Below are 13,483 nucleotides of genomic sequence, written 5' to 3'. Positions count from 1 at the left end.
TGCCCCAACTGCTCCTCCCCTGGGTGGCCCCCCCCCCCCCCCAAACCTGCACGGGGTTTTGGGTGGTTGCGCCCGGGGGGCCAACCCCCCCCCCACGTCCGCACTGTCAGGCGAGCTTCTGGCAGAGCAGCGCGTAGGGCCGGGCCGCCCAGAGCTGCCACCAGGGCTGGGTGTAGGCCAGGCCCGCGGCGACCTCGTCGTTGGCGCACTGGCCCTTGGCGAAGCCGTAGGAGAAGTCGCCGCCGGCGGCCGCGGTGGGGCGGTTGTCGCCCTTGTCGAACCAGAGCGTGCGGGTCGATGTCCCCAGCGGGGCCGCGGACTTGGCGCAGAGCGCGCCCATGGTGCGGCCGTCGCGGCTGTAGCCGGTGAGGACGGAACCGGCCGGGCACTGGGCCTTGGCGTAGCCGGGTGCCCAGTCGGTGGTCACGTAGGTGCCGCCGTGGTCGACGACGTACGCGTGGCCGGCGTCCCAGAGGTCCGGCTTCGTGACGTCCGTGCACAGGCCGTTGTCGCCGCCGTGGCTGAGGCCGATCAGCCGGGTGCCGTCCGGGCAGGAGGCCTTGAGCGCGCGCGGGTCCCAGTCCGGCCGGGTCTTGAGGTAGGCGGAGCGGTTGTCGTCGAACAGGCCGGCGCTGAGCGCGGTCCAGTTCACCAGGGGCACCGGGGACTGTCCGGCGCCCACCGAGACGAGCGGCCATTCGCGGTGGAAGGCGAGGAAGGGCAGGTCGGCCTCGAGGATCGGGGTGCCGAGGATGGCGAGCCGGGCCATCAGCGCCCCGTTGATGTCGAGTCCGCCGTAGAGGGCTGCCGTGCCGTTGACGGTCGGCGTGGTGCTGGTGCCGTCGAGGACGACGGATCCGTTGACGGCGGCCCGCAGGTACGGCTCGATGGAGGCCTTCACGCCGACCGTGTCGTACAGGGCGATCGAGCCTTCGGCGAGCAGGCCGGCCTTCGCCGAGGCGGAGCCCCTCAGGTCGAGGCGCAGCGGGGAGACGGTGGAGTTCCCGGGGTCGGTGGTGGTGGTCCAGCCCGGGCCCTTGACGTAGTCGGAGTGGACGCCCCACTGGCCGTCGTACGCCTGCTCGGCGTCGAGGGTGACGGTGCCGTCGGCGCTGACGTCGGCGGAGAGGGTGAAGGCCAGGTTGATCACGACGGGCAGCGGGCCCACCATCACCACGGGGCTGGCGCTGTACGTGGCGAGCGGGATCCGGACCGGCCCGGTGCTCGCGGAGAGGTTCGCGCTGACCCGCCAGTCCGCGTGCGCGCCCAGGGTGAAGCCGACCCGGGCCTGCTGGGGGTCGATGAGGCCGAGGCCGCCCTGGTAGGAGAAGTCGATCGCCGGGTGGAGCGAGACCGAGCCGGACAGCTTCGCCGAACTGCCGTCGGGCAGCGGGACGGTGGCGTCGGCGCTCAGCCCCAGGCTGCCGGAGACGGAGCCCTGGCCGGAGGTCGCTCCGAAGTCGGTGACGACCTTGACGCCGCCGATCTGCGGGTGGACCTCGAAGCTGCTCGGGCTGACGGCGCTGCGCAGGTTGGTGCTGGTGCCGCCGAGCAGTTCGGGGAGGGTGGCCGGGCGGGTGGTGACGGCCACCTTCCCGTCGGCGGTCGACTGCACACCGGTGACGGCGACCAGCGCGCCGTGCGGGGCCGCCGGGGTGGGCGGGCTGTCGATCAGCTGCCCGGGCTGGACGGCGGACGCGGCGTCAGCGGCCGTGGCCTGGGCGGACAGCGACTGCGGACCGGCGGTGGCCGGTGCGAGCACGGCGGTGCCGCTGCTCGGGTCGAAGGAGGAGAGCGCGAGGACGGGAGCGGTGGTGGCGGTCGCCGGCGCGCTGCCCTGCGCCGGGGCCGCCACCGTGGCCGCGGCCGTGCCGGACGTCGGGGGCGCCAGCGTCGCCGACGTGCTCGGGTCGGCGGACGAGGCGGAGGGGTCGGTGGGCGCGGTCGGCGCGGTGGTCGAGGGCGCGGTGGTCGAGGTGCTTGCGGTGGTGCTCGCGGCGGCCGGTGAGGCTGCCGCCCCGGTGAGGGCGGCGCCGCAGAGGAGGAGCACGGTGGTTGTCGCCGCGGCTGACAGCGTCAGCTTGCGCACGGTCACGTGGAGGGTCCCTTCGGGGTCAACGGTGCTGAGGCAGTGGTGACTTGTGGCGGGACGCACAGCTCGGAGTCGTCGCACGGACTCTCGAACCGCCGGGTAACATAACACTGACGGACAGCCCTGTTGACTGGTTCATGCGAATCCCGGGTCACGACCACCGAGACTTCACCGCGCTGGGGCGGGGCCTTCCCCTCGGGTTCACCCGGCACTCGGCGCCCGGCACCGTGGCGCCGTCAGCCGCCCCGCCTGCCGAGACGAGCCGTGGCCGGGAGGCCGACGAGCAGCAGGAGTACGGCCGCCGCCGCGTAGGCGAGGTGGTGGCCGCCCAGGGACAGCTCGCCGTGGCCCGCCGCGCCGACGCTCTGGGCGACGCCGGCGAGGACGGTGGGGCCGATGCCGCTGCCGATCTGCAGGGCGGTGGCCGTGACCGCCGAGGCGGTGCCGTGGGCCTGGTCCGGCACCTCGCGCAGACCGGTGACGGTGATGGCGGGGAAGGCCAGGCCCTGCCCGATGCCGGTGACGACCAGGCCGGCCAGCACCGGCCCGAGGTACGGGCTGTGCTCCCCCGCCGCGCACCACAGCAGCACGCCGCCGGCGGTGAGCAGCAGGCCCGCGGCCAGCAGCGGGCGCGGTCCGCGGGTCCTCATCAGCCGCCCGGAGACCAGGGCGGCCGCGGCCACGGCCAGGCTGACGGGGAGGACCGCGAGGCCCGAGACGGCCGGCGGCATGCCGCGCACCTGCTGGAGGTAGAGCGGCAGCAGGAACAGCGACCCGGTGACGCAGAAGTAGAACGCGCCGGCCACCACCGCCGCGGTCCGCACGCCGGGCGTCCGCAGAAGGTCCCGGTCCAGCAGGACCGCGTCCCCGCCCCGGGTGCGCCCGCGGCGCCACCACAGCCAACCCCCGGCCACGGCGGCCGCCAACAGCGCGCCCGCGAACGGGCCGCCGCCGGGGCGGGAGGCCAGGTCCGCGCTGAAGACGGTCAGGGCGATCGCCGCCACCAGCGCCCCGGCCCCCGTCACGTCCAGGGAGCCCCGGCGGTGCCGCTCACCCGGTGGCAGCCACCGCACCGCGGCCACGGCGGTGACCGCCGCCGCCAGGGCCTGCAGCGCGAACACCCAGCGCCAGCCCAAGGCGCCGGTGACCACGCCCCCGAGGACCAGACCGGCCCCGTAGCAGCCCGCCTGCGCGGCGGAGAACACGCCCAGCGCGCGCGAACGCATCGGCCCGTCGGCATAGACCGAGGTCAGCAGGGCGGTGGCCGCCGGCATGGTGATCGCCGCCCCCGCGCCCTGCAGCACGCGCCCCACCACGACCGCCCAGAACGCGGGCGCCGCGAACGCCAGCGCGGCGCCCGCCGCCACCGTCACCAGGCCCCCGACCAGCACCCGCCGACGCCGCAGCCGGTCCGCCATCGCCCCGCCGCACAGCAGCAGCCCCGCGAACGCGAGGGCGTAGCCGGTCACCGCCCAGGACAGGTTCTGTGCCGAGGTGCCGAACCGCGCGCCCACCGAGGGCAGGGCGCTGTTGAGGACGGCGACACCACCGGCGTCCAGGCCCGCCGCCGCGCTCAGCACCGCCAGGGGCGCGTACCGGACGGACGGCGGGGCATCGGGCCCCGGGCCGGCGGACTCCGGTCCCCCGGGCCGTACGGGCATGGGCGGGGCAGGCGAGAACGGTTCGCCGGGACGTGCGGGCATGGACGGACTCCAAGGACGAAGGACGCGCACCGGGAACGACGGACGCGCGAACGCGCCGACACACCGGAACCGGCCCGTCGGCGACCAGGGCCGCCCGCGTCGCGCGGCGCCCCCGGCAGCCACTCTGCGCCGCCGCGCGCACCGCGACGAGACACCGCCGCGAGCAGGCCCCGCCGAGGGTGGCCCTGGCAGGGCTACCCCCCGCGCCGCCAGGCCACCGATACTCGCCGCATGGCACCATCAGCGGCACTCCCCGAACTGGCCCATTTCCTGCGCACCCGCCGGGCCCGACTGACCCCGGAGGCCGCCGGTCTGCCCCGGACCAGCACCCGGCGGCTGAACGGACTGCGCAGAGCCGAGGTCGCCACCCTGTCCGGCATCAGCCCCGAGTACTACACCCGGCTCGAACAGGGACGTCAGCGCCGCCCCTCCCCCGAGGTTCTGGACGCCCTCGCCACCGCCCTGCAGCTCGACGCCGACGCCCGCCGTCACCTCCACCACCTCGCCACCGGAAACCCCGTCCACCAGGCGGGCCCGGCCGCCGCGGCCCCGGACGTGCCGGAGGCGACCCTGCGGCTCCTCGCCTCGATCACCCCGTGGCCCGCCCACGTGGTCACCCCCATGCGCGACATCCTCGCCTGGAACGACGCCGAGGCCTGGCTGCTCCTCGACTACGCCGAACTCCGGCCCGAGCAGCGCAACTTCGCCTGGTTCGTCTTCTGCGACCCCCGGGCACCCCGGCTCCTCACCGACTGGGAGAAGACGGCACGCGGCAACGTCCACCGCCTGCGCCACGCCCTGGCCGCCGACCCCCACAACGAACGCGGCAACCGCCTCGTGGCCGAACTGACGGCGCGCAGCAGCCGGTTCGCCGCCTTCTGGGAGGAACACGACGTCCGCGGCCCGGCCACCGGCAGCCACGGCTTCCACCACCCCCGGGCCGGCCGGCTCGACCTGGACTACACCGCCTACGTCGTCCCCGGCACCCACAATCTCGAACTCGTCGTCCTGACCGCGGCCGAGGGCTCCCCCAGCCACCGCGCCCTGCGGCAGGCCGCGGCGGAGCGCTGAACCGGCCCACGCCCGGAACCAGTTGGTGTCGGCAGGACGAGGGCGCTCCCGGCCGACTCACCGGGCGGGCCGACGGCCGACGGCCTGGGCCGGAGGGCCCGGGCCGTAGCGGTGTCAGGCCTTGCGGATCCGGTCGCCGATCTCCGGCCGCGCCTCGAACCCGGCCGCCCGGTACGTGGCGACGCCGCCGACGTTGGAGCTCGGTGTGCACACGCGAACGCTCGACGAGCCCAGCTCCCGCAGCGCGGCCGCCCCGGCGAGGGTGATCGCCCGGCCGTAGCCGCGACCGCGGTGGTCCTCGTGGACGCCCATCGGCTCGACCAGCCCCGGCCTCCCCGGGCCGGCCGACCAGACCGTCACCACCGCCGCCGGGCTGCCCCGGTCGTCGTAGGCGCCCAGGCAGCGGGCGTCGGCGGCGTACGGCCCCGCCGACATCCCGTGCCAGTACGCGCGCGTCGGCCGCGAGGTGCCGAACGCCGAGCGCAGAACGTCGGCGAAGTCCTGCGCCTGCTCCGGGCCGATCGCCCTGATCCGTACGCCCGGGTCCTCCACCGCCCGCGCGAGGTCGCGGAACAGCGGCGTCCACGGCTCGTCGACGCCCCAGCCCTCCTCGGTCAGCAAGTCGTGGAGCAGCAGGCCCAGCGGCGCCTCGACCGACACCGCGCCTTCCGGCAGCACGCCGCGCTCCGGCAGCGAGACGTCCTCGACGAGCCGCCGCGCCAGGTCCTCGTCCCGGAACGCGTCGGGAGCGACCGTCATCCGCAGCACCGTCGGCGAGTCCAGCACCCCGACGGCGAGGATCCGCCCGCCCCGGCTCCAGGTCCGCACCACCGCGGCCGTCTCAGCCGTGCCGAACCGACAGTTCCAGCCGATGTCCCCCGCGTGCAGCTGCATCGGCGCTCCGTCGTCCTGCCACTCCCGCAGCGCGCCCATGGCTTCGCGCACCCCGCCCGCGGTCGGCGTTCCCAGCACAATCGTCATAGCCGGAATCTGACACCCCGCCCGGGATTTCCGCAACCCGTTTACCGGCCGGCCGGTAATTCTCCTGGTGGTTGTGAGCACTTGCGGGAGGTCGCATACTGACAATAAGGAAGTGGACGCCATGAAGCTGCTAGCAGAAATCGACAGAATGGTCGCCACCGGAAAGGTGGTGGCCTCAGCGAACGACGAAGCCGTCGCGGACATCGTCCTCGCCACGATCACGACTGGCACCACGGCCTCGTTCTACCTGACCCGCGCCCAGGCCGCGCTCGTCAAGGAGCGGTTCTGGACTCCGGAGCGGATCCGCCGCACAGGACTCCGTCCGATATCCCCCGAGGAAACCGAAAGGATCAGGGTGGAGCTGGGCGTCAGGGTGAAGAATTTCAGGTGCACCCCGATCACGTGCGGCTGCGGCCATGTCTACGACGCATTCGACTTCATTCAGCAGGGGATCCGCGAACACGGCCTCGACGTCGTCAATTCCGTATTCTCCCTGAAGGACTCGACTTTCCTCCAGGTCAATCCGTCCTTCGTCCCGATCTGCCCCGTGGACGACCGGAGGCTGAGCCGCACCCACAGCTCCGACGGCGGGATCGAGTACGACTGCGACGAGTACGGCGGGTGCTGCTACCAGGAGTGACGCTCCATGCCCGGGCCCCGGGCCGAAGAGACGATGTTCAAATGTCTGATGTTTGTATATGGTCCTCCCATGACACGCATCAGCGCGCCGCGGCGCACGGCCAGCCTGTCCGCCCAGCTCGTGGAGAGCCTCCGCTCGCACATCGAGACGGGGGGCTGGCCGGTCGGGACGCGGATCCCGCCGGAGCAGGCCCTCGTCGAGGAGCTCGGGGTCGGGCGCAGCACGCTGCGGGAGGCGATCGGTGCGCTGGTGCATCTCGGCCTGCTGGAGCCCAGAGCCGGTGACGGCACCTATGTGCGCTCCTCCAGCGAGCTCCAGTCGGTGATGGTGCGGCGGGCGGGCTCCGCGAAGCGGGACGACGTGCTGGAGCTGCGGACCGTTCTGGAGGAGTACGCCTCGGGCGCCGCGGCCCTGCGCCGCAGCGAGGGGCAGGTGCGGCAGCTGCGGGAGCTGCTGGCCGACGCCGAGGCGGCCGCCGCCGGCGAGGACGCGTCCGCGTCCACGGACGTCGACGCGCTCTTCCACCGGTCCGTCGTCCGGGCGAGCGGGAACGCCCTGCTGATCGAGGTGTACGACCACCTCGGCACGGCGCTCACCTCGCACCTGGGGGGCCCGACCTGGAACGCCGCCCACGCCGAGGAGCACGGGGGCCTGCACCGGCGGCTCGTGGACGCGATCGAGACCCGGGACGAGGGCGGCGCCCGCGAGGCCGCCGCCGCGATCGTCCGGCTCACCCGCGACCACGAGATCGCCGACGCGCGTGCGGCCGAGGAGCGTTGAGCCCGCAGCCCTCCCGACCGATCCGATCACCCCGTACGAACGGCACCACCGTCCACCTGAACAGGATTTTCTCGGCTGCATAGGAGATCATTCGTGTCCCTCTCGCACCTCCCCGCCGACGAACTCGACGCGCGTACCGACCGACGAAGCGCCCACCTGTACGCGACCGACGCCCAGTTCCGCGACACCGCACCCCTGGACGCCGTCACCGAGGCGATCCGCCGCCCCGACCTGCCGCTCGCCGAACTGGTGGCCACCGTGCTGGAGGCGTACGCCGACCGCCCCGCCCTGGGCGAGCGCGCCACCGAGCCGGTCACCGACCCGGAGACGGGCCGCACCACGCTGCGCCTCCTGCCGCGGTTCGACACCCTCACCTACGGCGAACTCCGGGAGCGGGTGGGCGCGGTGGCCTCCGAGTGGCGCCACCACCCCGAACATCCGCTGCGCCCCGGCGACTTCGTCGCCCTCCTCGGGCCCACGAGCGCCGAGTACGCCGTGGCGGACCTGGCCTGTGTCCGCTCCGGCGCGGTGTCCGTCCCGCTCCAGTCGGGGGCTTCGGCGGCGCACCTGGCCCCCGTCGTCGAGCAGACCGCACCGCGCCTGCTCGTGGTGGACGTCGACCAGCTGGACGTCGCGCTCGAACTCGCGGCGAACGCCGCCTCGTTGGGCAGGATCGTGGTCATCGGCCACCGGCCCGAGGCCACCGCCCACCAGGAGGAGCTGGAGTCCGCGCGCGCCCGGCTCGCGGCGCTGGGCCGCGGGGTGGCCCTGGACACGCTGGCGTCGACCGTCGAGCGGGGAAGGGCGCTGCCGCCGCTCCCCCGGGTCCCCGACGGATCGGCGCCCGACACGCTGAGCTCGCTGATCTACACCTCGGGAAGCACCGGCACCCCCAAGGGGGCCGTGTACACCGAGCGTCTGGTCCGGAGCTTCTGGCTCGACTACGTGCCCGGCCGGCCGGTGCGGCCCGCCATCGTGCTCAACTTCCTGCCGTTGAGCCACGTGATGGGCAGGGGCGCGCTGTTCGGGACGCTCGCCAAGGGGGGCCTCGCCTGTTTCGCGGCGTCCAGTGACCTGTCGACGCTCCTCGAGGACCTCTCCCTGGTCCGTCCCACCGAGCTGCTCATGGTGCCCCGCATCTCCGACCTGCTCCTCCAGCACTACCGGGCGGAGCTGTCCCGCCGGGCCGGGACCGGCGGCGACGCGGCCGAGCAGGTGAGCGCCGGGCAGGTGATGGAGGAGCTGCGGGAGGAGGTCATGGGCGGCCGCCTCCTGTCGGCCGTCAGCGCCTCGGCCCCGCCGAGCGCCGAGACCACGGCCTTCGTCGAGGACTGCTTCCAGGTCAGGCTGATCGACGGCTACGGGTCGACGGAGGGCGGGGTCGTCTTCCTCGACGGCCGGGTGCAGCGCCCGCCGGTGACCGACCACAAGCTGGTCGACGTGCCCGAGCTGGGATACTTCGGCACCGACACGCCGTACCCCAGGGGCGAACTGCTGATCAGGTCCGAGCGGCTCGTCCCGGGATACTTCCGGCGCCCGGACGCCACCTCCGAGGTCTTCGACGAGGACGGCTTCTACCACACGGGCGACATCATGGCCCGGCTCGGCCCCGACGAACTGCGGTACGTCGACCGCCGCTCCAACGTCATCAAGCTGTCCCAGGGCGAGTTCGTCGCCGTCTCCCGCCTGGAGGCGCTCTTCACCGGCAGCCCGGCCGTCCGGCAGGTCTTCCTGTACGGCAGCGGCGCCCGCGCCTACCTGCTCGCGGTCGTCGTGCCGACCCGGGACGCCCTCGACCGCGTCGACGGAGACGCCCGGCGCCTCAGGGCGGTCCTGCGGGAGTCCCTGCGGGAGACCGCCGCCGGGGCGGGGCTGAACTCCTACGAGATCCCCCGGGACCTGCTCGTCGAGACCGAGCCGTTCACCCAGGAGAACGGGCTGCTCTCCGGGGTGCGCAAGCCGTTGCGGCCGGCCCTGACGAAGCGGTACGGCGAGCGTCTCGAAGCGCTGTACACCGAGCTGTCCGACCGCGAGGCCGAGGAGCTCCGGACGCTGCGCCAGGCCGGCACCGACCAGCCGCTGCCGGCGACCGTGCTCCGGGCCGCGCAGGCGCTCCTGGGACTGGACGAGGGTGTCGTGGAGCCCGACACGCGCTTCCTCGAACTCGGCGGCGACAGCCTCACGGCGCTGTCGTTCTCCCAGCTGATGAAGGAGATCTTCCACGTCGACGTCCCGGTCGACGTGATCGTCAACCCGGTCAACTCGCTGCGGCAGGTGGCCGATCACGTCGAGCGGGCGCTCGCGGCGGACCACCGCCGCCCCACCGCCGACAGCGTCCACGGCCCGGACGCGACGCGGCTCGACGCGGCCCAGCTGCGGCTGGAGGCGTTCCTCGACCCGCGCACCGTCGAGCAGGCCGAAGGGCGGAGGCCGGCCGGGCCGCTGCCCGAGGCCCGGACCGTCCTGCTGACCGGCGCCAACGGCTACCTGGGCCGCTTCCTGTGCCTCGAATGGCTGGAGCGCGTGGCGGAGCGCGGCGGCACGCTGGTGTGCGTGGTCCGCGGCTCCTGCACCGAGGAGGCCCGGGCCCGGCTCGACGCGGCCTTCGACAGCGGCGACCCGGACCTCGTGGAGCGCTACCGCGCGGCCGCCGCCCGGCACCTCCGGGTGGTCGCCGGCGACATCGGGGAGCCGCGTCTCGGGCTCGACGAGGAGACCTGGCAGCGACTGGCCGACACCGTGGACCTGATCGTCCACCCGGCGGCACAGGTCAACCACGTCCTGCCCTACGGCCAGCTGTTCGGCCCCAACGTGCTGGGAACGGCCGAACTGATCAGGCTCGCGGTCACCTCCCGGACCAAGCGGTTCACCTACCTGTCGACGGTCGCCGTCGTCTTCGGGAACGCGGCGGCCGCCGACGAGTGGGCGGACATCCGCACCGCCGGCGGGGTACGCGACCTCGACGGTGACTACGCCGACGGCTACGCGGCCAGCAAGTGGGCCGGCGAGGTGCTGCTGCGCGAGGCGCACGAGAGGTTCGGCCTGCCGGTCGCCGTCTTCCGCTCGAACATGATCCTCGCGCACCCGCGCTACCGCGGTCAGCTCAACGTCCCGGACGTCTTCACCCGCCTCGTGCTGAGCCTGCTGGCGACGGGCGTCGCACCCGGCAGCTTCTACGCCCGGGGCACCGGCGACGGCCGCCCGCACTACGACGCGCTCCCGGTGGACTTCACCGCGCGGGCCGTCACCGCGCTCGGCGACGACGCACGGGAGGGCTACCGGACGTACAACGTGGTCAACCCGCACGACGACGGCATCTCGCTCGACACCGTCGTCGACTGGCTGGCGGCGGCCGGGCACCCGCTGACCCGCGTCCAGGACCACGCCGAGTGGATCGAGCGCTTCGAGACCGCCCTGCACGGCCTGCCCGACCGCCGGCGGCAGCACTCGCTGCTCCCGCTGCTGCACGCCTTCGCCGAGCCGGCCCAACCGGTCGCCGGATCCGCCCTGCCGGCGGACCGGTTCCGGGCGGCGGTCCGGGCCGCGGCCCTCGGCGACGGGAACGACATCCCCCGGCTGTCACCGGACCTGATCACCAAGTACGTGGCCGACCTCCGGGCGCACCGCCTGGTCTGACACCACCCCCGTGGCCGCCGCGGGGCCCCATCGGCCCCGCGGCGGGCCCGGCTCAGCTCCCGGCGCCGGCGCGGTGGCCGTGGCGGAAGAGCGGGGCGCGGGTGTCGAAGGGGACGTCCTCGCGGGCCGCGGCCACCGCGGCGTCCGAGGCGGGCAGGTCGAACGGCAGAGTCGCGGTCATCGGGGCGCGGCCGAGCGCGGCGTCCAGGACGACCTCGTCGGCGGCGCCGAACTCCCCGATCAGCAGGGCCGCGTGCGGGGCGAGCGGGGTCAGCACCGCGGGCCGCTCCAGCTGGGCCGCGAAGACCGTGGGGACGACGGCGGCCAGCGCGGCGAGCCGGTCCGCCTCGGCCGGCTCGAACTCCAGCGAGCCGCTGTGGAAGTGCCGCTCCAGCAGGCCCTCGCGCCGCTCGTACGGGGTGGCGAGGCGGACGACGGCCAGGTCGGCCAGCGCCGGGTCATCGACGACAGTGCCGTACCGGGCGGCGACGGCCGGGTCGACGCCCTCGACGTACAGCCGGGTGGCGGTGCGCGGCTCGCCGGCCAGGTGGACCACGGAGCGGCGCTGGACCTCCAGGCCGAGCGCCCGGCCCTCCGGGGCGCCGACCAGTTCGGCGGCGGCGTCCGGGTCGACGTACGGGTCGTCGAAGAGGCCGAGGCGGAACTTGTCGCGCAGGATGCGGCGGACGGACTCGTCCAGCCGGGCCTCGGTGACCGCACCGGAGCGGAGGGCGGCCAGGATCAGCTCCGGGTCCGTCTCGCCGCCGAGCTGGTCGGCGCCCGCGTCCAGGGTGAGCGCGACCTGCTCGGCGACGGACAGCTCCTCGACGCCCCAGTGCCGCGGCGGCAGGGTGACCACGCCGGGGACGTCCATGCCGGTGATGGCGTTGAAGTCGGTGCAGACCACGCCGTCGAAGCCGTAACGACCGCGCAGCAGGCCGGTGATGACGTCCCGGTTGAAGTTGGCGCCGACCTCGGCGAGGCCGCTGCCGGACGGGATCGCGTAGGCGGGCATGATCTGCGCGGTGCCCGCGGCGAAGGCCGCCTCGAAGGGCCGCAGGTGGGTCTCGAACTCGCCGCCGGGGTAGACCAGTCGACGTCCGGCGGCGAAGTGCGAGTCCTCGCCGCCGGCCTGCGGGCCGCCGCCGGGGAAGTGCTTGGTCATGCAGGCGACGCTGTCCGGGCCGATCGGCCCGCCCTGGAGGCCCTCGATGTAGGCGGCGATCATCCGCGAGGCGCGCTCCGGGTCCTCCCCGAAGGTCCCGCTGATCCGGGCCCAGCGGGGCTCGGTGGCGAGGTCGGCCATCGGGTGGATGGCGACCCGGATGCCGACGGCGCACAGCTCGCGGCGGATCAGGTCGGCGTAGCGGCGCACCAGGTCGGGGTCGTCGGTGGCGGCGAGGCCGATCGGCTCGGGGCCGGTGCTGAAGCCGCCGCCGGTGTGGGCGGTGGCCGGGTTGGCGGTGAAGCCGTGCCGGGGGTCGGAGGAGAGGGTGACGGGGATGCCCAGCCGGGCGGCCGCGGCGAGGTCCTGGACGTGGTTGTTCCAGGCGGCCATCGCGCGCGGGTCGGGGACGGCCATCATGGCGAAGTGGGTGAGGCCGCGTTCGGTGATCAGGCGGGCGCCGGAGGGGAACGGGCCCTGGTCGCCGGGGAGCATCCGGCCGTGCAGCATCTGCGCGGCCTTCTCCTCCGGGGTCATCCGGGCCAGCAGGTCCTCGACCCGCTCCTCGACGGGCAGCCGCGGGTCCTCGTAGGGCTCCATGGTGCCGTTGTGGTTGAGGTCGCGGAAGGGCGTGCCGTCGGTGTGGCGCAGGACGGTCAGCATGCCGTCACCTCGGCGGTGTTCGACGCGGCGGCCTTGGCGCGGAAGGCCTCGATCGTCTCGGCGGTGACCCCGCAGGCGGCCAGGAAGCCGGCGGCGCCGCCGTGCCCGGCCCGGACCAGGTCGAGGAAGGCGCTCATCGCCCCGGCGGGGGCCTCCAGCAGCGGGGCGGGGACGACCATCCGGCCGGCCTCGACCTCGTTGAGGGCGGCACGGTTGCGGTCGGCGAGCCCGGCCCAGATCTGCTGGATCGCCTCGTTGGTGCGGGCGTAGTCGGCGACGATCTCCTCGGCCGGCACCCCGAGCAGCTCCAGCAGCAGCGCGGTGAGCAGCCCGGTGCGGTCCTTGCCGGCGGCGCAGTGCACCAGCACCCCGCCGGGGCGGACGGTGGCCTCCACGGCGGCGGCGAGGGCCCGCGGCGCGGACTCGGCCATCAGCAGGTAGAAGGCGCCGAGGTCCTCGGCGGTGGTCATGGTCCGCATGGCCCGCGCGAGTTCGTCGTTGGTCGGCTCGATCCGGGCGGCGACGACGGCGATGCCGGCGGCCTCGGCGGCGGCCCAGTCCTCGGGGCCGGTCTCGGCCTCGCCCCGGAGGTCGACGACGGTGGTGATGCCGTGCTCGCCCAGCTGGGCGACGACGGCGGCGTCGGCGGCGGGGAAGGGCTGGGCGGAGCGGAACAGGGCGCCGGGACGGATCCAGCGGCTCGCGGGGTCGGCGAGCACTGCGGGGTCGCGGAAGTTGACCAGGGACATGCG

Annotated in this window: 9 protein-coding genes; 4 read left to right on the top strand and 5 right to left on the bottom strand. The window is 74.5% G+C overall.

The annotated features are described in order from the left end of the window. Positions 1 to 106: 106 nt before the first annotated feature. Positions 107 to 2,095 carry a hypothetical protein gene (locus ACFY4B_RS38700; RefSeq protein WP_387975939.1) on the bottom strand — a complete coding sequence of 663 codons (1,989 nt, stop codon included), beginning with the start codon at positions 2,093 to 2,095 and terminating at the stop codon, positions 107 to 109. A 233-nt stretch (positions 2,096 to 2,328) separates the two neighbouring features. Beyond that, positions 2,329 to 3,795, bottom strand: coding sequence for an MFS transporter (locus ACFY4B_RS38695; protein WP_387975937.1), 1,467 nt, complete (start codon positions 3,793 to 3,795; stop codon positions 2,329 to 2,331). A 231-nt stretch (positions 3,796 to 4,026) separates the two neighbouring features. Between ACFY4B_RS38695 and ACFY4B_RS38690 the strand changes: the two genes are divergently transcribed. Further along, positions 4,027 to 4,866 (top strand): helix-turn-helix domain-containing protein, encoded by an 840-nt coding sequence (locus ACFY4B_RS38690; RefSeq protein WP_387975934.1) that lies wholly within the window; start codon positions 4,027 to 4,029, stop codon positions 4,864 to 4,866. Between the two features lie 114 nt (positions 4,867 to 4,980). Here the strand turns inward: ACFY4B_RS38690 and ACFY4B_RS38685 are convergent, their stop codons facing one another. Continuing rightward, entirely contained in the window at positions 4,981 to 5,847 is an 867-nt protein-coding gene (locus ACFY4B_RS38685) for a GNAT family N-acetyltransferase (RefSeq protein WP_387975931.1), read from the bottom strand. Between the two features lie 112 nt (positions 5,848 to 5,959). Between ACFY4B_RS38685 and ACFY4B_RS38680 the strand changes: the two genes are divergently transcribed. From ACFY4B_RS38680 to car, 3 genes are all read left to right on the top strand, one after another. After that, positions 5,960 to 6,487, top strand: coding sequence for a hypothetical protein (locus ACFY4B_RS38680; protein WP_387975928.1), 528 nt, complete (start codon positions 5,960 to 5,962; stop codon positions 6,485 to 6,487). 69 nt (positions 6,488 to 6,556) lie between these two features. Beyond that, on the top strand, positions 6,557 to 7,267 hold the full coding sequence (locus ACFY4B_RS38675) for a FadR/GntR family transcriptional regulator (protein WP_387975925.1): 711 nt from the start codon (positions 6,557 to 6,559) through the stop codon (positions 7,265 to 7,267). Positions 7,268 to 7,360: 93 nt separating this feature from the next. Further along, positions 7,361 to 10,903 carry a carboxylic acid reductase gene (gene car, locus ACFY4B_RS38670; protein WP_387975922.1) on the top strand — a complete coding sequence of 1,181 codons (3,543 nt, stop codon included), beginning with the start codon at positions 7,361 to 7,363 and terminating at the stop codon, positions 10,901 to 10,903. A gap of 52 nt (positions 10,904 to 10,955) precedes the next feature. Here car and ACFY4B_RS38665 read toward each other — a convergent pair whose 3' ends face one another. Next, positions 10,956 to 12,731, bottom strand: a complete 1,776-nt coding sequence (locus ACFY4B_RS38665; protein WP_387975919.1) for a glycoside hydrolase family 3 protein — start codon at positions 12,729 to 12,731, stop codon at positions 10,956 to 10,958. Further along, on the bottom strand, positions 12,725 to 13,480 hold the full coding sequence (locus ACFY4B_RS38660; protein WP_387975916.1) for a tyrosine-protein phosphatase: 756 nt from the start codon (positions 13,478 to 13,480) through the stop codon (positions 12,725 to 12,727). The genes ACFY4B_RS38665 and ACFY4B_RS38660 overlap by 7 nt, the downstream gene beginning before the upstream one ends. Positions 13,481 to 13,483 lie beyond the last annotated feature (3 nt).

It is taken from the genome of Kitasatospora sp. NPDC001261 (assembly GCF_042896795.1).
Classification (GTDB): Bacteria; Actinomycetota; Actinomycetes; order Streptomycetales; family Streptomycetaceae; genus Kitasatospora.
This window is presented reverse-complemented; position numbering and strand designations above follow the sequence as displayed.